Consider the following 20,122-nt stretch of genomic DNA (forward strand, 5'->3'; position numbering starts at 1 on the left):
CAATGGAACGCAAACGAGGATAATTAACATGCCGGACTACGCTGCCGCTCCCGCGCTTTCCATGCCGATCTACGCTCACCGTCCCGAGCCGATCGAGCCGCCGTCGCCGCCTCCGGTTGCGCCGCCGAGTCCGGGTGAGCCTGACACCATTCCGGTTCCAGATCCCAGTCCCGATCCGAGTCCGCAACCGATCGAACCCATCGAGCCAGTTGCTCCGCCCATTGGCGATCCGCCGCCGCAGCCCACACAAACGCCACAAGCCGGTCAGCGTTAGCCGGCCCAGACGCTGCGCATGCAACTCTGACGCGTTCTGCGCGTTGCGCCGCCATCTGGCGCAGTGAATTTATGTATTTGTTACAAAGGCGGCGCATCTTTTACCGGCAATTTACCGTGGCGACCCCTAGACTATATTGATGCCGCGAATCCAGCGGCGGGCTTCCCCTGGAGGCGTGGATCATGAGACATCCGGCATTACGACGTTCAGCGCGCCATTCGAAGCGCGATTCCCGGCCGGGCGGCAGCAAAGACAGCCCGCCGGAGCAGCACGATCCGGCAGGGCAGAACCGCATTGCGCCCGATGCCCCGCCAGACGGCGAGCACAACCAGGGCGGCGTGCGCCAGGAAGGCCTGGAATACCAGCGCGACCTCGGCTCGGAACAGGATGCTTGAGCCGAAGCGAGGGCCGGTAAGAGGCCTTCCGGTTTTGTCATACAAAGCAGAAAAAACTTCTTCGCCGCGAGATAGCGCCGCGCGTTTCTCCTCGTTTGTCACATTTACATACATTTTTATTTCCAGCGTCTCTAAAAACGGCACGCGACTTGCATGCACCTTTTCGGCACATATCCGTATGCAACGAAACAACTGAACTAGGTGGAGCACCAATGAGCAGACTGATCGTGGTATCGAATCGTGTCGCGCCGACTCAGGAAGGCCGTCCCGCAGCGGGCGGTCTCGCTATCGGCGTGCTGGACGCGCTGAAGGAAAGCGGCGGGGTCTGGTTCGGCTGGAGCGGCGAAACGGTAAGTGAGCCGAGCGCTCCGGTGATAGAAAAACAAGGCAATGTGACGTACGCGACGGTGGGCCTCACCAAGCGTGACTACGACCAGTACTACCGCGGATTTTCCAATGCGACGCTGTGGCCGACGTTCCACTATCGCAACGACCTGTCGCGCTACGACCGGCAGGAATACGCGGGCTATCAGCGCGTCAACGCAACGCTGGCAAAGCAGCTCAAGGCGCTGCTCAAGCCCGACGACATCATCTGGGTCCACGATTATCACCTGCTGCCGTTCGCGCGCTGCCTGCGTGAACTCGGCGTGAAGAATCCGATCGGTTTCTTCCTGCACATTCCGTTTCCGGTGCCGGAAGTCTTGCGCACGATTCCGCCGCACGAAGAACTGGTCAAGGCCATGTGCAGCTATGACGTGATCGGCTTCCAGACCGATGCGGATCGGCAGTCGTTCGTCGACTTTATCGAGCGCGGCCAGCACGGCACCTCGAGCGAGGACGGCATGGTGCACGCGTATAACCGCTTCCTGAAAGTGGGCGCGTATCCGATCGGGATCTATCCGGACGCGATCGCCAAAGCGGCCGAGCAGTTCACCGACCGCAAGCCGGTGCGCAGCCTGCGCGACGGCATGCGCGGACGCAAGCTGATCATGAGCGTGGACCGCCTCGATTATTCGAAGGGTCTGGTGGAGCGCTTCCAGGCGTTCGAGCGGCTGCTGCTGAACGCGCCGGGTTGGCACGGGCGCGTGTCGCTGGTGCAGATCGCGCCGCCGACGCGTGCGGACGTGTCGACCTATCAGCGGATTCGTCAGACGCTCGAGGGCGAAGCGGGCCGCATCAACGGCCGGTTTGCGCAACTCGACTGGACGCCGATCCAGTACCTGAACCGCAAATACGAGCGCAATCTGCTGATGGCGCTGTTCCGTCAATCGCAGGTCGGCTATGTGACGCCGCTGCGCGACGGCATGAATCTCGTCGCGAAAGAATATGTCGCCTCGCAGGATCCGGCCGATCCGGGCGTGCTGGTGCTGTCGCAATTCGCCGGCGCCGCCGAGCAGCTGCCGGGCGCGCTGGTCGTCAATCCGTTCGATCTGTCGCAGATGGCCGAGGCGCTGGAACGCGCACTGTCGATGCCGCTCGCGGAGCGTCAGGCGCGCCATGCCGACATGATGGCGCCGATGCGCGAGAACAATTTGTCCGTCTGGCGCGATACCTTCCTTGCGGATCTGCGCAATGTCGCGACGGCATCTTCGGTGACGGCCAAAGCGGTAAAGCTCGCTGACGTGACCGCGTCGTCGTTGCGGGATTAACGGTCGAGCGGCTGGCTTTGCAGCCGCGCGTGCTGGTCACGTCGTCTGTTTGGCGGGTGTGAAAATTACTAGAGAAGGGCGTGGCTCGCACGACGCGAGCCACGCCCTTTTTGTATTGGTGTATTGGTGTGGCAGGAGAAATCTTTTGCGAGAACTCAGGCCGGTTGCACGTTGGCCCGTGGCATGACGCGCATCGTGCTGATCAACGCGGCGAGCGCCGAGAAGCACGCGGCCACGTAAAGCGCGACGGTCGGTCCATGTTGTGGCGCGATGCCGAAGATCAGCGCGACCAGCGCCGCGCCGAGCGTCTGGCCGGTCAGGCGCGCGGTGCCCAGCATGCCGCTTGCGCCGCCGCTGCGCTCGCGCGGCGCCGCGGACAGCATGGTGCGATTGTTCGGCGACTGGAAGATGCCGAAGCCCGCGCCGCACAAGGCCATGCGCCACGCGATCTGCATGGCGTCCGGATGCGCGCCGAGCGTGGCGAGCAGCAACAGCCCGGCCGTCATCGCGGCAAGGCCGACGCCGCCCAGCCATCCCGACGACACTTTGTCCGACAGCACGCCGGCAATCGGCGCCGCGATGATGATTACGGCCGGCCAAGGCGTCATGAGCAGCCCGGTCTCTACTTGCGATAAGCCCAGCGTTTCCTGCAGCAGAAAGGGCAGCGACACGAAGGCGAGCATCTGCGCACAGAACGAACACACCGAGGTGCCGATCGAGAGCGCGAAGATGGGAATCCTGAGCAAATCGATCGGCAGCAAGGGCGCGGGCTGCGTCAACTGACGGCGCACGAAGAAATAGCCGATCACGAGCGCGCCGAGCGCTTCCAGCGCGACGTAGCCGAATCTCTCGCCGTGGCCGAGTCCGTCGACGGCAAAGATCAGCAGGCCGAAGACGAACGCGTTCATCACCGCGCTCAAATAGTCGTAGGGCGATTCGTGGCCGGGGTTCATCGGCAGCGCCTTGAAGCCGCCGACGATAGCCGCGATGCCGATCGGCACGTTGATGGCGAAAAGCCGCGGCCACGAGGCGACAGCGAGCACGCCGGACGCGACAGTCGGCCCCACCGCCGACGACACCGCGACCACCATCGCGTTGATCGAGACGCCGCGCCCGAGCTGCGCGGGCGGATAGATCATGCGCACCAGCGCCGTGTTCACGCTCATGATGCCTGCTGCGCCGAAGCCTTGAATCACGCGAGCGAGCGCGAGGGTCGGCAGCGAAGTCGACAACGCGCAACCGAACGACGCCACCGTGAACAGAATCAGCCCAGCCAGATAGATGCGCCGGTAGCCGATGCGGTCGCCTAGCGAGGCGAGCGGCAACAGCGAGATGGTGATCGCCAGTTGGTAGGCATTGACGACCCAGATCGAGCCGGCTGCGCTCGCGTGCAGGTTGCGCGCGATGGTCGGCAGCGCCACGTTGGCAATCGCGCTGTCGAGTACCGCAAGCGTGAGGGAGAGCGCGATAACCAGCATCGCCCAGTAGCGCTGCGGAATGGGCAAACCTTGTTCGGTGTCGTCGCGCAGCGATGTGTCGGGGGCGAGTGTGTCGGCCGCATCGGCGGCGATGGTGCCGTCGGCGCCGTCCTTGCGCGGTGGTTGTACGTGCATCGATTGTTCGAGTTTTAGTGGGGCGGTTCGCCGGTCGCGCGCGCCGCGTGCCGTCGTCGAGGAGCCGGCCGGCGCCGCCTGGGCGCGCCGGCCAGCGCGTCTTCCGCGTTATTTGAGTTCGTACAGGCCGGTGTGAGTGGTCGAGTCGAGTTCGTTCAGATGGGTCATGAAGCGCGCCACCGCGTTGGTGGTGTCCGCGTTGATCGGCAGATTCGGCACCCGCAGCGCATGCAGACGGAAGATGTAGCGATGCGCCTTGTCGCCGCGCGGCGGCGCGGCGCCGCCGAAGCCGATCGTGCCGTAGTCGTTGCGCACTTGCAGCGCGCCTTGCGGCAGCAGCGAGCCGTCCGCCTTGCCGGCGTTGCGCGGCAGCGAGCGGGCGTCACCCGGAATATTCACCACGACCCAGTGCCAGAAACCGCTGCCGGTAGGCGCGTCGGGATCATGAACGGTGAGCGCGAAGCTTTGCGTGTCGGGTGGCGGCGCCTCCCACTGCAACGCGGGAGAGATGTTCTCGCCGTCTACACCGAAGGCCTTGTCGTGATATTCGTGGGCTTTCGGCATGAAGCCGTTGGTGGGAAATTCGTCGGACCAGAGACGGAAATCGGCCATGATGTGCCTCCCTTCTTGAGTGGTTCTGGGATGGTCGGGGCGTGCGGTTTTGCAACCGGTTTGCAGGGCAGGGCGCCGTGCGGAAGTACCCCGAGTTAGCCAATCGAGTGTATCACCAGCGGCCTTCGAATTCGTGAGAGCCGGGCGGACTACAAGCGGCTTTCAGCCGCGTTCCTCGAAGCTCGGCGCGTCGCTCTTCAACCACTCGACGAGCCGCTGCAAGACACCTTCTATATCGCGATTGGCGCCACGCAAAGCGCATTCCCATACCACCGCGACGCGCCAGCCGCCGGCGAGCAGCGCCGCGCAAACCTTGTCGTCGTTGCTGCGATTGCGGCCGATCTTGTCGCGCCAGAATTCCGGCCGCGTTTGCGGCCATTTGAAGAGATGACAGTCGTGGCCGTGCCAGAAGCAGCCGTGCACCAACACCACGGCGCGGTAGCGCGGCAAGACGATGTCCGGGCGTCCCGGCAGATCGCGCGCATCCAGACGGAAGCGAAAGCCCTGCCGATGCAGCAGGCTGCGGATCAGAATTTCCGGTTTGGTGTTGCGGCCGCGAATGCCGGACATCATCCGGCTGCGGGTTGCGCTATCGACGATATCGACCATCTCTTCTAGCGCTTGAAGAACGGGCCAACGCGCCGGCGATCCGTGCCGACTGACCGCTCACGCGTACAGCGAGGGCGTTTGCTTCGAACCATGGCGAGTCTCCTCGGCGAGCAGGGCTTGCACATGCGGCAGCATGATGCGCGCCACTTCGCGCATCACCGGCATCACGACGCTGTTGCCGAACTGCCGGTAGGCCTGGGTGTCGCTCACCGGGATTCGGAAGGTATCGGGAAAGCCCATCAGCCGCGCGCATTCACGCGGCGTGAGGCGGCGTGGACGTAGTGACTCGCCCTGATAGACCAGAATCTCAGAGCCGTCCTTGTGATAACGCGCCGACAGCGTGCGCGTCACGCTGGTCGGATAAGCCATGCCGAAGCCGAAGCCGTTGCCCGCCGCGCGATGTTTCTCCGCGTAGTTCTGCAAGTAAGTCCAGAGATTCGGCGTGAGTGTGTACTTGGGTTGCACGCGTCGGCTCGTGTGATCGAAGAAACGATCGTGGTCCCACGGCAGCACCGGCTCGCTGCCGTCCGTGCGATGCAGGATCGAGCCGAGACGCGGGCCGTCTTGCGGCAGGCGCAGGTCGTCCCACGAGAACGCAGTCTTGCCGCGAAAGCCGACGATGATGATCCGCTCCCGATGCTGCGGCGTGAAATGCTGGCCATCGACCACGCGATAGTGCACTTCGTAACCGAGTTCGTCGCGCAAGGTTTGCAGGATCACGTCGAAGGTGCGGCCCTTGTCGTGCGAGAGCAGGTTCTTCACGTTCTCCAGCAGGAACGCGGCGGGGCGTTTTGCGGCGATGATCCGCGCAACGTCGAAAAAGAGCGTGCCCTGGGTCGTGCATTCGAAACCGTGCGGCCGGCCCAGCGCATTCTTCTTGCTCACGCCGGCAATCGAAAACGGCTGGCACGGGAAGCCGCCGAGCAGAACGTCGTGGCTCGGCACGTCTTCAGCCGCAAACGAGACGATGTCACCGATCAGCGCATGCTCACCGCCGCCGGGGTAATTCTCGCGATAGGTCTTGGTCGAAAAGTCGTTCCACTCGCTCGTAAAGACGCAGTCGCCGCCGTGCGCCTCGAAGCCCATGCGAATCCCGCCGATTCCCGCGAACAGATCGATGAAGCGGAACTGGGCGTCGCCGCCCACGCTGCCGCGGGTCCGCGCGCGGTTTTGCAGCAGATCGCGCAAGGCCGGTTCCAGCATCGCCGGGCACTGCGTCTCGCCTTTTTCCCAGCGACGTACCGTCTTGATGTCCTTGCCGACATGCGCGGCGATTTCGCGTTGAGTGAAGCGGGCGCGCGCTTGCTTGAGCAGTGCGAGCGGTGCGGCGAGGGTCACGGGCGTCCTTGCTGGGAATTTTTGCGGACATTATGACCTAAGGTCGTCCCATTTCCCTATTTTTTGCGTCGCTTGGGCAGAAAATTTCCAGGTCTGGAACGCCCGCTCGGAGCAAGTCCGCGGCTAAATGTGGCTGTCACAGTTGCGCGTGTACGCTTGCGGCGTGACGCGATTCCCTGCGTTGCGACGTGTTGGGGCCGCGACCTGGTTCGCGGCCTTTTTTTACGTTGCGCAAATGGACTGCCGCCGGGCCGGAAAGAGCAGGGTTCAGGCGCTCAGCATGTCAGGCCGGGTGGCTGGCGCTAGCCGGGTAGGGCGGTGGGAACAGCGCGGCGGTGGCTGGCGCCAATGCGTCCCACGCCAGTTGAGGTTCGGCTTCGTATTGATCGAGTTGAAGCAGGAGGCTGTCGACCGTGCACAGTTGCGCGTGGGACAAGTTGCCGGCGTCGAGCAACTGGTAGAGACGCTTGCGCCAATATCCGGCCGGCAGGATCGGGCCGCCCAGATCGCCGTGTAAAGACGGCCGCATCACACGCGCAATGTGCGCAATGTCGCGATCGATCAATGCGGCTTGGGATGATCCCGAAAGCGTGATGGGTTTGCGGTCCATGGCTTCTCCTTGGCACCTTTACGGCAGGCCGTGGCGGAACTTTAGGCCTCTTTGAAAATATTTTTTCGCGGTGCGCGCTGGAGAAAACCGGCTGCGCGCAGGCATGGGCACACCCGTTGCTGAATACGGATACTGGCGTAATGTCGCGCCGGCATTCCAAATAGTGGAGCCGAACATGAACAAGGACCAGGTGAAGGGTGTGGCCGAGCAAGTCAAGGGCAAGGTCAACGAAGCGGTTGGCAAGGCCACGGACAATCCGGGCAAGGAAATCAAGGGCGATCTGCAACAAGGCGCGGGCAAGGTGCAGAAGGCCTATGGCGACGCTAAGGAAGACGCCAAGGACAACGCCAAGCGCAACGCGCCGTAATCTGGCTTGCGACAGGGCCGACGGAGAAGGCGCTACGGCGCCTTTTCCTTTTGCCGACGCTTTGGCGTCGTACAACGGACTTTTTCGACCGGTGGCGGATTTTGCCTGGGAGTAACCCGGGGTTGGCGTCGGGAGCATTCCGCATGCGGTGCGCCGCCTTTAGACTTGGCGCATCCAATACGGAGACGGCGCCCATGACACCCGAAAAAGTTCTTTCGATGTTCGAACGGCAATACCTCGAGGGCAAAACGCCCGTCGACCTGGAGCAGACCTGCGCTAGCTTCGCCAGTTGGCTGGCGGCGGCTTGGGACCTGCTCGACGGCGAGCAGAAGACGCTATTGCTGAGCGTCGGCGCGTCCTTGTGGCGGGAAGGTTATAACTTGCGCGCCGGCACGGCGACCAAAGATTTGTGGTGAGTGCCGGTTAGCCCGCGCGTCCGGCGTTCGCGAGCCGCCGGTTACAGGTCAGCTGTAAAACCTTGCGTGTCGATATGAGCGTTGGGCCACGTCCGCACGCGTTGCGCCGAGTCGGTTTATATTTGGCGATCTTGAGTTGGAGCTTCGCCGCCGGTCGTCCGGCCGGCGGCCGAGGCCCGATTCTCTTTTCAAGCCGCCACATTCGCACAAGGGTTACACCGCCACATGACCGAACTATCCGCTTTTCCGATCACGAAGAAATGGCCTGCCGAGCATCCGGACCGGATTCAGCTTTACTCGCTGCCCACGCCCAATGGCGTGAAGGTGTCGATCATGCTCGAAGAAACAGGCTTGCCGTACGAGCCGCATCTCGTACGCTTCGATACCAACGATCAGATGTCGCCGGAGTTCGTGTCGCTCAATCCGAACAACAAGATTCCGGCGATCATCGATCCGCACGGGCCTGACGGCAAGCCGTTGCCGCTGTTCGAATCCGGCGCGATCCTGCTTTATCTGGCGGACAAGAGCGGCCAGTTGATTCCGCAGGATGCCGCCGGCCGCTATGAAGCGATCCAATGGGTCATGTTCCAGATGGGCGGCATCGGGCCGATGTTCGGCCAGGTCGGTTTCTTCCACAGGTTCGCCGGCAAGGAGTACGAAGACAAGCGTCCGCGCGATCGCTATATCGGCGAAGCGAAGCGCTTGCTCGGCGTGTTGGATCGGCAACTCGAAGGACGTGACTGGATTCTGGGCGACGCGTACTCGATCGCCGATATCGCCACGTTCCCTTGGGTGCGCAATCTGATCGGCTTCTATGAGGCAGGCGATCTCGTCGGCATTCAGGACTTCCCGAACGTGACACGCGTGTTGGCCGCGTTCGTCGCGCGTCCGGCCGTGGCGAAGGGACTGGATATTCCTAAGCGTCCGTCGTAATCGATGCATGCGGCCGGGCGGCGAGTTTCGTCGGCCGGTCGTCGTTTAGTTGGACCCGCTGCGCGTTCTTTTGCGTGGATCTCGCGTTTGCCTCTCTGTCTTCTGTTTTTACGCTCATCGCTCCGCGAGGCAGCAAAGAGTTCCGCGCGATAGCGAGACAGGCTCGACTTCTCGTTGCAGGCGTTGGCTTACCCACTTACGCCGTTAGCTGCGGCGCTCATTATTGCGAAGGTCCTCACGGCTCAGCAGTCCGTCCCTGATTTGCCTTCGAAAACCGGCCGATGCAAGTGCGTTTGCGTGGCGGCGAAACGTGACGATGGCGTGAATCGCCGCCTCCGCGAGAAATAGAGTCAGCAACGAGTTGGCTGCTTCGGCGGCCGTGTAAGACGTGCTAAGTTGCACTGTTGCCTGTTCTAACGCCGAGAGGTAGTTCATGAATCTGGTTACGACGCTGCGCCGCGGGCATCTCCTGAAACATACCGATCTATCGGGAATCGGCCTCGAGATAGGACCGTATGATCAGCCGACCGTCTTCAAGTCGGAAGCAGACGTGCGATATCTGGACTGGAAAGACAGGGAGCAACTGGTCCGGGAGTGCACACACCCGGACATGATCGTCGACATACCCGAAATCGACTACGTGGTTCATTCGAATCGGTACGGCGAGTACATCAGCGATAAGTTCGACTACGTTATCGCGAATCATGTGATGGAGCACGCGCCCAACATGATTCAATGGCTAGCCGATCTATGCGACATGATGCGGCCCGGCGGAGTGCTGTTTCTTGCACTGCCCGACAAGAAGTTCAGTTTCGACAAATACAGACCGGACACGGCGCTAAGTCATTTCGTGGCCGAGTATGTCGCCGGTGTCGAGAACATTCCGCGCGAACATCAAATCGAATGCGAGATCTATTACGACGAAGCATTCGTCAACAAGCCAATGGATGTGGCCGATAAGCTCGATATGAACCGTATCAGGCATAAGCTGGAGGCGCCTCCGCATGTCGGTATTCACAGCCACGTTTTCGAGAGCGGCACGATTGTGTCCAAAGTCCTGAAGCCGATCCTGATGATGGGTTTCCTCGAATTCAATCTCGTCGATTTTGTGCCGGCGCTCGGCGAAACCGGCGGAGAGATGATCATTGTGCTTCGCAAGGAACCGCCTCGCGTGGAACTTACGACCGAGGAGTTCTACAGCGCACCTGTGGATGCCGAGCTGGAGGCGCGCGCGATCGAGACAGCGGAGCGTCTCGCTGAGGCCGAAGCGGCGCTTGAGGAAGCGCGGCAGAAGGTTGCGACGACGCAGGAGCAGGTTGTGACAATGCAGGAGACGGTTGCAGCCATGCAGGAAAAGGTTGTTGCGATGCAGGAGGAGATTGCATCGAGGACTTCGACGATCAGGGCGCTCGAGTCGTCGACATCCTGGCGAATGACGGCACCGTTGCGCGCCGCGGTGACCAGGCTTCGCGGGCTCGGCTCGAAAGGGCGCAACGTATCGTATTGAATGTGCGCGTGGGCTCGGGCCTGGTTGTCAATTTTCTGTGGCTCATTGTCGTTCCGTGATCCACGCAGATTGTCTTCTCTGGAGATTGCTGGCATCAGCACACCGCTTCTTTGTATGATATTTCCGTAGTCACCCTTCACCATTTGTCGGAGATGCAATGAAACCGATCAAATTGCGTGTACCGCGCGAGGAAGCCGCCGACCTGCCGGACGATCTCACTGCGTGGGCGAGCGTCTCCGGCGTCGATCCCGGACTGACTGTTCTGAGCGAGCCCGGGACCGCCACCGACAGTAGCTTGCCGGTCTTGTACCAGATCTACGTGAGCCAAAGCTTTTTCGAGCAGTTTCCGGAATGGCGCATGTATATCGAGCAGTAGCGGATCACGGCTTCCGTCAGTGATGTGCCCGCGCCGCGCGGAGCGAAATGGTGCGGCCGCACGGCCGGCCGACCGCAGCCATCATACGAAATCCCTGGTTATATTTGACGACAGGTGTCTGTAAGATAACGATTCGCATCAGCGCCCCGAGCGCGGTGTGTGTGTTTTGAGCCGCAGCATTGCCGCGGCTTTTTTTTGCTCAGCTTTTTCGCGCGGCGTCTCTGAGCGGGAATGGTGTTTTCCCTGGCGTTTCGTCCTGGGGCATGGCGGTTGCGCGATCTTGAATGCATACGCGGACCGTCGCGTCAGGAGAGTGATCATGGCTTGCCAATCCTATGCACCGTATCGCGGGTTCGGGATCGACGTTCAGGTCACGACCGGGAAGACTTTGTGTTTGCACAATGTCGGACGCCGGTACAAGGTGTCCTGGACTATCAGTTCGTCCAATCAGCCCGTACAAAAGGTTGCAAGTTTTCCAGAGCAACTGGAATTTTTGTCTGAGCAAGATGCGTTTAGATATGCCGAGAAGCGAGCGCAGACGTTCATCGACTGCATGCTCTCGGGGAATTCGGCTATTTCATCTGGTCGTGATATGGGGGTTGGGACCGTTCGCACGGAAGCGCCGCGCGTTTGAAGGGGATGGTTGTGGTTGGCCCGGCGCGCCCGTTGGGGTGTTGCCCGGGTGTTTTTTTGTGTCCTGCCGCGAGCGGATGATTGTCTCCGCAGCCCGGGGCGAATGACGCCAGCAAAAAGCCCCGCAGCGGAAGGCGCACGGGGCTTCTGTGGGCAAACCTGGCAACTGCTGATAGCTTGGCTGGTCCCCCGTTTACCCTGTACGCGGACGCGTCGTGCGTACGGACATTTCAAGAGCCATCGCTTCGTTGTAGAAGCGGGTGGCCGGGCCGGCAGCAGAATGCCATGCCGGATGTCATTCTCGCGCATGCTACGATCTTCGGCGTCAGGCCGTCCGACGGACGGTACGCACAAGCGGCACAATTGAGCGCTCAGAATGCCCATCAATTATCTTCGTGGCTTTACGGCACCGGAACGTACCGACGTGACGAACCGTCGTTTGGGGCGTTCACTGGCGTTTGTCGCCGGGGCGGCCAATGCGGGCGGATTTCTGGCCGTCGGCCAGTACACCTCGCACATGTCCGGGATCGTCTCGTCGCTTGCTGATAATGCCGTGCTTGGCGAGGCAGGCCTTTTCGTTTCGGGGCTCAGTTCGCTTTTTTCGTTTCTTGTTGGCGCGGCCGCATCTGCGATCCTGATCAATTGGGGTCGTCGGCGGAATCTGCACAGCATCTACGCGACCCCGCTCGCGATTGAAGCAATTCTGCTGCTGTGCTTCGGGCTGCTCGGCTCGAACCTTGAACACCATCGGGTTCTTTTCGTGCCTGCCACCGTCTGCGTCCTGTGTTTTGTTATGGGTCTACAGAATGCGATGATCACGAAGATTTCGCGATCGGAGATTCGTACGACCCACGTCACCGGCCTGGTGACGGATGTCGGCATCGAACTGGGCAAGATGCTCTACTGGAATTCGCGGTCGATTGCAGGGGAAGGGGCCGTCAGGGCGGATATGCAGAAGCTCGCGCTGCTCGGCTCGCTGCTTCTTTCGTTTATTGCCGGCGGTCTGGCGGGGGCCATCGGTTTTAAATATCTCGGATTTATATCGAGCGTGCCGCTCGCTATCGTTCTGCTCACGCTAGCCGTTGTGCCTTTGGTCGATGATGTGCGTGGTGCGCGCTGCTAGTGCGCACTTCATGATTCGTCGATGGAATATTTAACTGCGTTCTGCATGCAGGGCACTTCACGGGTTTGAGGCGTTTCTGCGCCGGCAATGCTGCAAGGGGCTGCTCTTCGCCGGCGAGAAAGCAGGCGGGCATCGCCGGTACACCCGTTGGTACAGTTCTGGGTGCACCACGGACACTAATTGGACCTTGAAGACCTTGCTGGGAAAGGGTTTCGGCCGAGTTGCCGCCGAGTTCCTGGTCCCTGACAGAAATCATACGTCAAGGCTGGAAGGGATCTCCGGCCGATTTCCTGATTTTTATACCCCCACCAGTACCCCTAAAAGCCGTCTCCAAAGGAAATACGGGTGCGGTTCCTATGCTCTACACCTTAAACGCAAAATCGCCGATGGCATGGTTGGACAGCACATCAAACAAAGACATGGTTGCTGCGCCGACCGCGGCGGCCGCGTCCGGCAGCTTGATCGATCTTCGACTTTCGGGTGCGGATTGTTCGTTCGTGATAATCACAAACCCGGGGTTATTGGCCGCGAACGCAATTAGCCACGCGTCTGCGGATTTGACGTCGAGGAACTTGTCCAATGCGGCGGCTTGGAATGGAGGTTGCCTTTCCACCGCCCACCCAGCCAATTGTTGCCACTTCGGCGTACTGGCGAGGCTATCCAAAAAGAATCCGTTTAACGCGGGCTGGGAAGCCCATGTACGAAGCGGATCGTCCTCCTTTCCGTTCAACAGTTCGTCGCGCACTTTGTCAATGCTGTAGACAATGCCTTGCTGGAACGCGTGAGCTATCCACATCCAGAAGTTCGTGCAGAATTTCGGATTGTAATGAAGGTTTTTCGCGGTAATTAGGACGTCGGAGTCAAGCAGGTAGCGCACGCTGCTTCTCATAGAAGGTCACAACATTATTGGGATTTGTGTTCAATAACTGGCCGGCTTCTCGCAGGCTGATATTCCCCGAAGTTGCAAGCGACGCAACGCGCTTTGCCAGCTTTTTACTGTTCCGAACCGCAAGCGTTGCATAAAAATTCCCACCCCCACTATCTTCCGCTTTAGAGGCGGATTTTTGAGAAGTCAGATAGACGTCCCGGTAAAGCGATTCGTCGATGAACCGAAATTCAAGTGCACGCCGCGCGAGCACGAGCAGACTGACCTTAAAATGGCGTCTCATCGCATTGAGACGCTCAGTCAGATTACCATTGGTCTTCTCCCACAATGCGGTGAATTCCACGGATGGCACAAGCACCTCCGCCGCGACGGCATTGCAGAATCGCTCGTCATTATTAACCGAGGTCGTTGCTGCGTCCGATACACCGCTATCGCCTTGCCATATATGCGCGACCTCATGCATGAGCGTGAACATCCATGCAGCAGGCGCATCCCTGCCATTAATGAATACCGCCGGTGCAACCGGATCGCTAATGGCGAATCCGCGGAATTCTGCGACCGACAATGGCCTCGAAGTATTGTTGCCAACGATCCCGTTTTTAAAGACAAGAATGCCGGTAGCTTCCACCCGTCCAGCCAAGTAACCGAAAAGGTCTTCCGGTGTACTTGCTTTGGCCATCGCGCCGCTGTCGAGTTGTAACCCTTGGCGGATGTTCGCGGCGAGTTGCACCGAACCCAGAGACTGTCGACGCCCCTGCCCGACAAACGCCAACGGCTCTGCGCCTTCTCGCTCGAGGAAATCCTTGTACCAGGCGAGTTTAAACTTAACATCGTCATACACTTCGAAGAAATCCCGCGACAGCGGTGTTGCCGCCGCATGGATCGTTCGAAAATCGACTAGCTCGGGACGAACGCGTGGTGCGGGAGGTCTTGGAAGAAACAGGTAACCGAACGGAACCCTTGCGGCGGCAGCAAACTTCACGGCCTGAGACGGCGTCAGGTGGCCCGCAATGATCTTATCTGCGGATCGTTTCGAAATCGTTCGCGCGATGTCTTCCAGCGAGTCGCCGACTTGGTTGGCGGCCCAGTGGAGGACTTCGGGGGAAAGATTTAACGTATCACTCATTGCAGTAGTAAATTTTCCGGATTTTCTGCTTTTTGGAACGACTTCTTGCTAATCAAGCTCAAAAGATCTTGTCTGCAATTTGACGCGGGGTATAAATTTCTGTGCGGCGAAATGATAGCAACGGCTCCGGCCGCCGGTATAACTACAAATGTACCAGATAGACAAGCTACCTTGGCTCGGCAAGGAGTACCGCCTTCGGCACGCACATGTTCCTCGTCTGAGAGGGCGCTCATAGCTGTCCCCACGTCTGCAGCCGCGCCGATACGCGGGGGGCCGCCGGCCGCAAAAAAAGGCCGCACATCGGCGGCCCTTTAAGGGATTTGTGTCATCGCCGAGCTGAGAGTACTGGCGACGGAGTGATGGTGCCAGCGCTCAATGGGCGAAAAAACTAGGGATTTTCCTAGGTCGCCTTGAATCAGATTGCCGTCATCAAGGCTATGCCGAGCGTTCCAATCGCACCCTGCAAACCTCGTGGATGCCGCAAACCACTGGCGACGCGTAGTCGAGCATCCAGCCGTCGCGAAATAGTGGCACCAACGACCGCTCCCGCGTAAGCCCGAACGTCTCCATCACCTGCGGCGCCATCTCGGCCGCTATCTGCCCGAGCGCGATCCGCTCCTGCCAATCGAAGTGCGCTCCATTTGCCTTGCACCAGATGCGTCCTGATTCAACCAGGTGATCGGTGCGCAGCCACTCGCCGGTGCGGGCCATCGCGACGAGTTGCGCGACGACGAGGTAGCAAAGTAGCTCGGCGCGGGCGTCGTCATTCGATTTTAAGGCGCGCTCATCTTGAGCCAGATTTGGTTTATCGATGACGATATCCAGAACGCCTCGATCAATCAACGCGACGGCCCACGCTTTGCCGCACGAAATCGCCTCCGCCTCGGTACCAAAGTCGGGCAAGTCGAAGCTGGCGCAGATTTCGATGTCCTGCCCGGCGGTCGCTCGCGATTGAAACACGCGCGCCTGCGCAAAAAATCTGCCTATTGAAAAGCATGGAACCGCATCGATCAAAAAGTTACCGTGTGCGCTTCGCATGGTGGTCAGCAACCTGGGGGTGCCGCGCAATGGCGGCCGAATACGTTAAGTATAGGGAATCTGCCGACGTTGAAAGGTGCTGAATGGTGATGATGCTAATCAGTTCTGCCGCATCCGGTTCGCCTCGCTAAGCACTGCGGAGGCGACAACATGGAGGCGCAAGATGGCTTCCCTAATCTCGCAGAGTTCGGAGTGGGCACCAATTGCGTCGGCCGCATCAATCATGGCGGCGCAAACGCGGATCGCTTCGCTGCAGCCCTCGTCGATAGCGGTCGCCGCTTGGTAGCGACCCGCAGCGGACCCCTGTCCCTCGTTTGTATCATTCACGGCGCCTCCAGCAAGAGTTTAAGGCGTGCCCCCGACGATCTGCCTCGTGACCGATTGGAAGAGCAACTCGGCGCGGGCGTCACCAAGAGTCGGCGCCTTCATAATTCGTCGATGGGTATATTGAACTGCGTTCTGCATGTGGGGCACTTCACGGGTTCGACACGTCCCTGCGCCGGCAATGCGGCAAGTGGCTGTTCTTCGCCGGCGAGAAAGCAGACAGGGCAGGGGAATGCCTCGTGCGGTTTCAGGCGGTGCCAACGGTCGACAAACCGCTGGATCTCCATGGGCGGCGCGTCGATCGCCTCTAGATGATCCAGCAAGACGTGGAAAAGCGGACCGTTCTGCATTTCGCCTCCATGGGCGGTATGCGTCATGTTACCCGGACGTGCACGCAAAAGTCAGTTCCGCCTCCTGAGGCGTCCAGCCGCGGACACCATGCGTCTGCATGTCGACCTGATGCATCTGCCGGCGCCGTGTCGCCGGCAATCGCATCAAGCCATGTTCGCGAACAGACTCGCTGCGGCCCGCTTCACCAGATAACTCTGCAGCGTCGCTGCCTCGACATCCGTAAGCGAGAACTGGATCTCGCCCGCTCGCATCAATACTAGGCTACCGTCGTTTGTGATGGCACACGCGAATTCGCGTGATGTTGCACGTGACGATACCGATGTGGGCGTCATCGGCGGGTGAAGACGAGAGGGAGACGGCTGCTTGTTTGGCCGCTTCGCTGATCGCTTGATACTCGGCACATCGAACACGCTGTTGCGTGCTTCCGGTGACTTTGCTGCCGGTATCACATCGGCGGCGTCCACCAGTCGCTGGTTGATCCGCTCTACCGCGTCGGGAGGTATTTGATCCGCCATGTAATGTGCGTTGACATTGAAACCGTTGTGAGGAACTCGTTCCGTGATGATGTGCCCGCTACGCACGCGATGCCATAGTGCCGTCGTAACTTTGCTTGATGAGTCAAAGCCTACCTGTTCCGCAAGCTCCCGCGAGGTAATTCCCGGCTTGGCTTTTATGAGTTCGATCAATCTCGAGCGCTTGCTCAGTACCGCCTTCTTCGTATTTGCCACGTTCCATCTCCAATATGAGTTAACGCCTCGGAGCCCCGAGGCTGCACTAGGATATTTTTTGGCGAGCGGAGCGTGATGAAATCGAATGTTGATAGACATGCATGTCATCGAGAGAATCAATTTGCTGCATCACCAATCGAGTGGCGGGTGGGCTGAGCGGGCGATATTCAGCGGACTAAACCAAAGAGTTGTAAGTCCACTAAACCAAAGTTGTGTGGACACGAAACCTCGAGCTCTCGCCTTGAGACTTAAATGTCTGGCTCGACGATTAGGTGCCTAATGGCCCGGAAAATCCTGTGCGCGGATGAATAGCAATGCTACTAGCCACTTGTGGATACAAGCGCCGCTTGTGTCCGCATGACTTTCATTAGGTCCGCCTAATATCTTGCAAAATCGTCAAATCGCAGTTGACGTTTCGCGCGGCGTTCACTATGCTTCAGTCATCGCTGAGACAACAGCGGTCGGGTTTGGCGACCTGAGTTAAGTGGGCGGACGAACCGCCACCAGGCGGTATTTTTTCGTCCGTAGTATCATCGCGTACCCAGTTTATGGGTGGGCCATGATGGGGATGCGCGCGAGCGCATGCCGGTTTCCTACTTACCGGTTCGCCAACCTTGTCATGTGCCCGCCCACCTCATTTGGCGATGAGATGCGGGCTTCTATTCAAAGTAGGAGTCCAATCCATGTCTACCAGAGCCCCGGCTCGTTCTGAGCAAAGCAAACAACAACCCATCAATCTATCCTCGCTTCCCCGTGAAGAGGCAATCGAACGCGCTCGCGTTGCCGGCCGCCAGATTCTTGCCGACAATGACGCCGTTTCCACAGTGGCGATGGACCTGTGGACCGGCTGGATGAACGCAAACGTTCCGAACGCGTGCGGGCAGTCTGAAGAGGAATTTGGTGAACTCGTCAACTCGATGATGAGCGATTTCTTAAAAGGGCTGACAGACGGCGTCAAGCGGTTCGCCGCGGACGCTCATACGTTGAACCGAGTCGGAGAATTCCTAAGCATGGAATCGGCGCTGGCCTGGAAAATTCGCAACGTGCTCGCCTTCATGGAAGCAGCGTTGGACGATGACACTCAGGACAGTTTGCCCATTCGCTGCACGATAGCCGACTTGAGCGCCGAGCAGGGCAAGCTCGCGACGAATCTGATGGATCTCGTATGGAGAGCCAGTCATGCTTAAGAAATTGCCCACCACCGACGCATCGGGCGTCGACAATTCATCTGCGGTTGATTGCCGTTCTCCCGGCCTTGGCGAGCTAACTATCCTCCTGCGGCCTTCTGACATCGCGATGGCCGTATATGTCGGCACGCGTGCTCAGCTGGAGGGAGAGGGTGTGATCCCCCCGGGAACCGAATGGCCGACCGGCTTCGCCAGCGTTTGCTGGCAAGCGAACGGAATCGACTTCTGTCTGAAGCGCGAGCGGCCGGAAGGTGCGAAAGGTCGGCAGCGTGAATTTGTCGAGTGTGACAACTGGTGGTTGCGCGTGACGAATCCGCGTTTGAATTGGCCAGACGAGTCTATCCGGCTTCAGTATATGAAGCTGGGAAGGTTGCTGTACCAGCGAACTCAGGAGGGCATCGCTGCGTTAAATCGCCAGCACGAGATGTATTGGTCTGCGAGGCGCGACGAAAAATACCAGGCATTCAAGGCGCTTATTCCGGGCCTTGTGCCGCCGCCGCGCAAGCGTCGCAACCGCCGTACGCAATCCGAGGTGGGCCATGACTAACAATGTCCATGTCCTGCCGACCAGACGGATGCCGGGGCGTCGCACAACGCGCCCGGTTCCAGGCGCAGCTGACGCCACCGTGCTGAGCTTCCGGCCGCAATGCGACGCCGTTGAGACGGCCGAACAGCGGCTTGCAAGGATCGACGAGGCTACAAAACGGATGGCCCGTCATTTACTACTTGCCGTGCGGACTTTCCACGAAATCAACGACGTTCTCGAAAGCGGTTGAGAAGGTTGGCATAATCGTTTGCAACCGCGCCTAGCCCGACGGGGCGAAAGCAGGGCTCCCTTACCCTGCTGGCGCGGCAGTGAATTACCGCAAGAATCTATCCGCAGCTGGCTCCATCGTCTTTACATACTTTTGGGCGTGCTCAATTTCTCCTTGGAGGCGTCGAATTTCTTCGGGCGGCGCATTGTTTTGTTCTGCCAACAGCACAGCCTCATCAAGTGCCCTTATTGTCTGCTCGTAAAGCATCAGTGCCCATCCGAGCTGAATTCTTAATCCTTGCCTTTCTGCCGCCATCGTTTGCGTCAGTTGTTCAATCACCCGATGCAGGTGGCTCATATCCGAGCTTTTCGAAAGCCGTTCGATGATTTCAGCGTTCATCGAGCGTCCTGCGTTCTCCGCGCTAACGGATATGTCTGCGTGTAGGTGCCGCGGCAAGCGCAGCGCCGTCTTGATGTACTCGTCTTGAGTCGCCATTTTCCCTCCGTGCCGCCAAATTGCCTTCAAAATGAAGTTGCCTTCAATTTGGTGGCGATCTATACTTCCACTGTGCCTTCGTTATGAAGGCACTATAGCGGCAAACCTACCATTTTGGTAGAAAAATCTTAACTTTGGGCGTCTGCGAGTCGCGGGCAACCACGGGAAAGTGTGAACCGTTTAGTCATCCTGAGGGGTACATATGCGATCGGGCAGCAATAAGACCGGCAACGCCGAGGCCGGAGCGTCTCTTCCAATGATCGGTCTGTCGAAGTGGTCGCAGATCGCACCGTTCTTGCCTGTAGGGCGAGAGACCTGGCGCAAGTTGTGCCTGGCTGGCAAGGCACCGCCTCCAATTCGTCTCTCGGAAAAATGCACGGTTTACAAAAACGAAGAAATTCACAGGTATCTGGAAAACCCTCTCGGCTACATCGTCAAACCTGAAGTTAACGAAGTGGCCTGAGGGTCCGCCATGCAGACCTCACAGGTACGCGTGCGCGCGCCGCGCACATTCAGGCAGCCGCGCCTCGACGTCTGGTCGATTAACGCGGTAGACCACATCGAAGTGACCGGCCAGGCGCGAACTGATGCTGAGCGTGAGGCCCGAATCTCTGCTCTCGGCATGTTGATGAAATCGCCCTCGGCTACCGGCTTGTGGCAGCGCGTGTGCTGCTGCGAGATGACCCGCGAAATCCGCGCACGCAGTGCCGATCAGCGTCTCTCTATGGAACTGGCGCTCCTTGAATCGACTCGGAGGCCGACGTGAGCATCCAGGCT

At 59.6% G+C, this 20,122-nt stretch carries 28 protein-coding genes; 15 read left to right on the forward strand and 13 right to left on the reverse strand.

Annotated elements, in window-relative coordinates:
• Positions 1 to 28: 28 nt before the first annotated feature.
• From B0G75_RS14310 to otsA, 3 genes are all read left to right on the forward strand, one after another.
• On the forward strand, positions 29 to 274 hold the full coding sequence (locus B0G75_RS14310; RefSeq protein WP_106306293.1) for a hypothetical protein: 246 nt from the start codon (positions 29 to 31) through the stop codon (positions 272 to 274).
• A gap of 182 nt (positions 275 to 456) precedes the next feature.
• A complete protein-coding gene (locus tag B0G75_RS14315) occupies positions 457 to 669 on the forward strand; it encodes a hypothetical protein (protein WP_012432178.1) in 213 nt (70 codons plus the stop codon).
• Between the two features lie 212 nt (positions 670 to 881).
• Positions 882 to 2,318, forward strand: coding sequence for an alpha,alpha-trehalose-phosphate synthase (UDP-forming) (gene otsA / locus B0G75_RS14320; RefSeq protein ID WP_012432179.1), 1,437 nt, complete (start codon positions 882 to 884; stop codon positions 2,316 to 2,318).
• A 155-nt stretch (positions 2,319 to 2,473) separates the two neighbouring features.
• On the opposite strand, the gene B0G75_RS14325 is transcribed toward otsA, so the two are convergent.
• The 5 genes from B0G75_RS14325 to B0G75_RS14340 all read right to left on the reverse strand — a co-directional run bounded on the left by B0G75_RS14325 (position 2,474) and on the right by B0G75_RS14340 (position 7,100).
• Positions 2,474 to 3,931 carry an MFS transporter gene (locus B0G75_RS14325; RefSeq protein ID WP_106306296.1) on the reverse strand — a complete coding sequence of 486 codons (1,458 nt, stop codon included), beginning with the start codon at positions 3,929 to 3,931 and terminating at the stop codon, positions 2,474 to 2,476.
• 108 nt (positions 3,932 to 4,039) lie between these two features.
• Positions 4,040 to 4,543 (reverse strand): YbhB/YbcL family Raf kinase inhibitor-like protein, encoded by a 504-nt coding sequence (locus B0G75_RS14330; protein WP_106306299.1) that lies wholly within the window; start codon positions 4,541 to 4,543, stop codon positions 4,040 to 4,042.
• Between the two features lie 162 nt (positions 4,544 to 4,705).
• Positions 4,706 to 5,152, reverse strand: a complete 447-nt coding sequence (locus B0G75_RS40650; protein ID WP_134456780.1) for a very short patch repair endonuclease — start codon at positions 5,150 to 5,152, stop codon at positions 4,706 to 4,708.
• Positions 5,153 to 5,209: 57 nt separating this feature from the next.
• A complete protein-coding gene (dcm, locus tag B0G75_RS40655; RefSeq protein WP_181309264.1) occupies positions 5,210 to 6,490 on the reverse strand; it encodes a DNA (cytosine-5-)-methyltransferase in 1,281 nt (426 codons plus the stop codon).
• 283 nt (positions 6,491 to 6,773) lie between these two features.
• Positions 6,774 to 7,100 carry a hypothetical protein gene (locus tag B0G75_RS14340; protein ID WP_106306301.1) on the reverse strand — a complete coding sequence of 109 codons (327 nt, stop codon included), beginning with the start codon at positions 7,098 to 7,100 and terminating at the stop codon, positions 6,774 to 6,776.
• A gap of 175 nt (positions 7,101 to 7,275) precedes the next feature.
• Between B0G75_RS14340 and B0G75_RS14345 the strand changes: the two genes are divergently transcribed.
• The 3 genes from B0G75_RS14345 (at position 7,276) to B0G75_RS14355 (ending at position 8,816) form a co-directional block, all read left to right on the forward strand.
• Positions 7,276 to 7,467 (forward strand): CsbD family protein, encoded by a 192-nt coding sequence (locus B0G75_RS14345; RefSeq protein ID WP_012432185.1) that lies wholly within the window; start codon positions 7,276 to 7,278, stop codon positions 7,465 to 7,467.
• Positions 7,468 to 7,661: 194 nt separating this feature from the next.
• The gene (locus tag B0G75_RS14350; protein ID WP_106306304.1) at positions 7,662 to 7,883 is read left to right on the forward strand and encodes a hypothetical protein; all 222 of its coding nucleotides are present in this window, start codon (positions 7,662 to 7,664) and stop codon (positions 7,881 to 7,883) included.
• Positions 7,884 to 8,108: 225 nt separating this feature from the next.
• Entirely contained in the window at positions 8,109 to 8,816 is a 708-nt protein-coding gene (locus B0G75_RS14355; protein ID WP_106306307.1) for a glutathione S-transferase N-terminal domain-containing protein, read from the forward strand.
• Positions 8,817 to 9,020: 204 nt separating this feature from the next.
• Here the strand turns inward: B0G75_RS14355 and B0G75_RS14360 are convergent, their stop codons facing one another.
• On the reverse strand, positions 9,021 to 9,251 hold the full coding sequence (locus B0G75_RS14360; RefSeq protein ID WP_106306312.1) for a hypothetical protein: 231 nt from the start codon (positions 9,249 to 9,251) through the stop codon (positions 9,021 to 9,023).
• On the opposite strand from B0G75_RS14360, the gene B0G75_RS14365 reads away from it, so the two are divergent.
• The 4 genes from B0G75_RS14365 (at position 9,250) to B0G75_RS14380 (ending at position 12,455) form a co-directional block, all read left to right on the forward strand.
• A complete protein-coding gene (locus B0G75_RS14365) occupies positions 9,250 to 10,323 on the forward strand; it encodes a methyltransferase domain-containing protein (RefSeq protein ID WP_106306315.1) in 1,074 nt (357 codons plus the stop codon). The two genes, B0G75_RS14360 and B0G75_RS14365, sit on opposite strands and share 2 nt — an antisense overlap.
• A gap of 157 nt (positions 10,324 to 10,480) precedes the next feature.
• Positions 10,481 to 10,699: a hypothetical protein gene (locus B0G75_RS14370; RefSeq protein ID WP_106306318.1), complete on the forward strand. Its 219-nt coding sequence runs from the start codon at positions 10,481 to 10,483 to the stop codon at positions 10,697 to 10,699.
• Between the two features lie 319 nt (positions 10,700 to 11,018).
• Complete coding sequence (locus tag B0G75_RS14375; RefSeq protein ID WP_181309265.1) at positions 11,019 to 11,333, forward strand: hypothetical protein; 315 nt, start codon at positions 11,019 to 11,021, stop codon at positions 11,331 to 11,333.
• A 375-nt stretch (positions 11,334 to 11,708) separates the two neighbouring features.
• Positions 11,709 to 12,455: a YoaK family protein gene (locus tag B0G75_RS14380; RefSeq protein ID WP_106306321.1), complete on the forward strand. Its 747-nt coding sequence runs from the start codon at positions 11,709 to 11,711 to the stop codon at positions 12,453 to 12,455.
• 361 nt (positions 12,456 to 12,816) lie between these two features.
• Here B0G75_RS14380 and B0G75_RS14385 read toward each other — a convergent pair whose 3' ends face one another.
• From B0G75_RS14385 to B0G75_RS14410, 6 genes are all read right to left on the reverse strand, one after another.
• Positions 12,817 to 13,332 (reverse strand): DUF4411 family protein, encoded by a 516-nt coding sequence (locus B0G75_RS14385; protein ID WP_181309266.1) that lies wholly within the window; start codon positions 13,330 to 13,332, stop codon positions 12,817 to 12,819.
• The gene (locus B0G75_RS14390; RefSeq protein ID WP_106306326.1) at positions 13,316 to 14,467 is read right to left on the reverse strand and encodes an ImmA/IrrE family metallo-endopeptidase; all 1,152 of its coding nucleotides are present in this window, start codon (positions 14,465 to 14,467) and stop codon (positions 13,316 to 13,318) included. The genes B0G75_RS14385 and B0G75_RS14390 overlap by 17 nt, the downstream gene beginning before the upstream one ends.
• A 435-nt stretch (positions 14,468 to 14,902) precedes the next feature.
• Positions 14,903 to 15,517 (reverse strand): hypothetical protein, encoded by a 615-nt coding sequence (locus tag B0G75_RS14395; RefSeq protein ID WP_146142512.1) that lies wholly within the window; start codon positions 15,515 to 15,517, stop codon positions 14,903 to 14,905.
• Positions 15,518 to 15,604: 87 nt separating this feature from the next.
• Complete coding sequence (locus tag B0G75_RS14400; RefSeq protein WP_106306332.1) at positions 15,605 to 15,832, reverse strand: hypothetical protein; 228 nt, start codon at positions 15,830 to 15,832, stop codon at positions 15,605 to 15,607.
• A 98-nt stretch (positions 15,833 to 15,930) separates the two neighbouring features.
• On the reverse strand, positions 15,931 to 16,179 hold the full coding sequence (locus B0G75_RS14405) for a hypothetical protein (RefSeq protein WP_146142513.1): 249 nt from the start codon (positions 16,177 to 16,179) through the stop codon (positions 15,931 to 15,933).
• Between the two features lie 144 nt (positions 16,180 to 16,323).
• Entirely contained in the window at positions 16,324 to 16,908 is a 585-nt protein-coding gene (locus B0G75_RS14410; protein WP_106306338.1) for a winged helix-turn-helix domain-containing protein, read from the reverse strand.
• A gap of 683 nt (positions 16,909 to 17,591) precedes the next feature.
• Between B0G75_RS14410 and B0G75_RS14415 the strand changes: the two genes are divergently transcribed.
• From B0G75_RS14415 to B0G75_RS40205, 3 genes are read left to right on the forward strand one after another with little or no spacing between them, the layout of a single operon-like run.
• Positions 17,592 to 18,095, forward strand: a complete 504-nt coding sequence (locus B0G75_RS14415) for a hypothetical protein (protein ID WP_106306341.1) — start codon at positions 17,592 to 17,594, stop codon at positions 18,093 to 18,095.
• Positions 18,088 to 18,642 carry a hypothetical protein gene (locus B0G75_RS14420; protein ID WP_106306344.1) on the forward strand — a complete coding sequence of 185 codons (555 nt, stop codon included), beginning with the start codon at positions 18,088 to 18,090 and terminating at the stop codon, positions 18,640 to 18,642. Before B0G75_RS14415 ends, B0G75_RS14420 begins: the two co-directional genes overlap by 8 nt.
• Positions 18,635 to 18,871 carry a hypothetical protein gene (locus tag B0G75_RS40205; RefSeq protein WP_146142514.1) on the forward strand — a complete coding sequence of 79 codons (237 nt, stop codon included), beginning with the start codon at positions 18,635 to 18,637 and terminating at the stop codon, positions 18,869 to 18,871. The genes B0G75_RS14420 and B0G75_RS40205 overlap by 8 nt, the downstream gene beginning before the upstream one ends.
• 84 nt (positions 18,872 to 18,955) lie before the next feature.
• Here B0G75_RS40205 and B0G75_RS14425 read toward each other — a convergent pair whose 3' ends face one another.
• Positions 18,956 to 19,345: an Arc family DNA-binding protein gene (locus B0G75_RS14425; RefSeq protein ID WP_106306347.1), complete on the reverse strand. Its 390-nt coding sequence runs from the start codon at positions 19,343 to 19,345 to the stop codon at positions 18,956 to 18,958.
• Positions 19,346 to 19,547: 202 nt separating this feature from the next.
• On the opposite strand from B0G75_RS14425, the gene B0G75_RS14430 reads away from it, so the two are divergent.
• Together B0G75_RS14430 and B0G75_RS14435 are read left to right on the forward strand one after the other, a co-directional pair.
• Complete coding sequence (locus tag B0G75_RS14430; protein ID WP_106306350.1) at positions 19,548 to 19,808, forward strand: AlpA family transcriptional regulator; 261 nt, start codon at positions 19,548 to 19,550, stop codon at positions 19,806 to 19,808.
• A gap of 9 nt (positions 19,809 to 19,817) precedes the next feature.
• Positions 19,818 to 20,111 (forward strand): hypothetical protein, encoded by a 294-nt coding sequence (locus tag B0G75_RS14435; protein ID WP_106306353.1) that lies wholly within the window; start codon positions 19,818 to 19,820, stop codon positions 20,109 to 20,111.
• The last annotated feature ends 11 nt before the right edge of the window (positions 20,112 to 20,122 follow it).

This window comes from Paraburkholderia sp. BL18I3N2 (genome assembly GCF_003001875.1).
GTDB classification, from domain to species: Bacteria; Pseudomonadota; Gammaproteobacteria; order Burkholderiales; family Burkholderiaceae; genus Paraburkholderia; species Paraburkholderia phytofirmans.

Coding starts and splice junctions, on each gene's coding strand:
- B0G75_RS14405 (WP_146142513.1), bottom strand. CDS start 16,179: ATGCAGAACGGTCCGCTTTTCCACGTCTTGCTGGATCATCTAGAGGCG.
- B0G75_RS40205 (WP_146142514.1), top strand. CDS start 18,635: ATGACTAACAATGTCCATGTCCTGCCGACCAGACGGATGCCGGGGCGT.
- B0G75_RS14315 (WP_012432178.1), top strand. CDS start 457: ATGAGACATCCGGCATTACGACGTTCAGCGCGCCATTCGAAGCGCGAT.
- B0G75_RS14420 (WP_106306344.1), top strand. CDS start 18,088: ATGCTTAAGAAATTGCCCACCACCGACGCATCGGGCGTCGACAATTCA.
- B0G75_RS14375 (WP_181309265.1), top strand. CDS start 11,019: ATGGCTTGCCAATCCTATGCACCGTATCGCGGGTTCGGGATCGACGTT.
- B0G75_RS14380 (WP_106306321.1), top strand. CDS start 11,709: ATGCCCATCAATTATCTTCGTGGCTTTACGGCACCGGAACGTACCGAC.
- B0G75_RS14330 (WP_106306299.1), bottom strand. CDS start 4,543: ATGGCCGATTTCCGTCTCTGGTCCGACGAATTTCCCACCAACGGCTTC.
- B0G75_RS14370 (WP_106306318.1), top strand. CDS start 10,481: ATGAAACCGATCAAATTGCGTGTACCGCGCGAGGAAGCCGCCGACCTG.
- otsA (WP_012432179.1), top strand. CDS start 882: ATGAGCAGACTGATCGTGGTATCGAATCGTGTCGCGCCGACTCAGGAA.
- B0G75_RS14355 (WP_106306307.1), top strand. CDS start 8,109: ATGACCGAACTATCCGCTTTTCCGATCACGAAGAAATGGCCTGCCGAG.
- B0G75_RS14430 (WP_106306350.1), top strand. CDS start 19,548: ATGCGATCGGGCAGCAATAAGACCGGCAACGCCGAGGCCGGAGCGTCT.
- B0G75_RS14415 (WP_106306341.1), top strand. CDS start 17,592: ATGTCTACCAGAGCCCCGGCTCGTTCTGAGCAAAGCAAACAACAACCC.
- B0G75_RS14425 (WP_106306347.1), bottom strand. CDS start 19,345: ATGGCGACTCAAGACGAGTACATCAAGACGGCGCTGCGCTTGCCGCGG.
- B0G75_RS14365 (WP_106306315.1), top strand. CDS start 9,250: ATGAATCTGGTTACGACGCTGCGCCGCGGGCATCTCCTGAAACATACC.
- B0G75_RS14325 (WP_106306296.1), bottom strand. CDS start 3,931: ATGCACGTACAACCACCGCGCAAGGACGGCGCCGACGGCACCATCGCC.
- B0G75_RS14390 (WP_106306326.1), bottom strand. CDS start 14,467: ATGAGTGATACGTTAAATCTTTCCCCCGAAGTCCTCCACTGGGCCGCC.
- B0G75_RS14435 (WP_106306353.1), top strand. CDS start 19,818: ATGCAGACCTCACAGGTACGCGTGCGCGCGCCGCGCACATTCAGGCAG.
- B0G75_RS14345 (WP_012432185.1), top strand. CDS start 7,276: ATGAACAAGGACCAGGTGAAGGGTGTGGCCGAGCAAGTCAAGGGCAAG.
- B0G75_RS14350 (WP_106306304.1), top strand. CDS start 7,662: ATGACACCCGAAAAAGTTCTTTCGATGTTCGAACGGCAATACCTCGAG.
- B0G75_RS14340 (WP_106306301.1), bottom strand. CDS start 7,100: ATGGACCGCAAACCCATCACGCTTTCGGGATCATCCCAAGCCGCATTG.
- B0G75_RS40650 (WP_134456780.1), bottom strand. CDS start 5,152: ATGGTCGATATCGTCGATAGCGCAACCCGCAGCCGGATGATGTCCGGC.
- B0G75_RS14360 (WP_106306312.1), bottom strand. CDS start 9,251: ATGAACTACCTCTCGGCGTTAGAACAGGCAACAGTGCAACTTAGCACG.
- B0G75_RS14310 (WP_106306293.1), top strand. CDS start 29: ATGCCGGACTACGCTGCCGCTCCCGCGCTTTCCATGCCGATCTACGCT.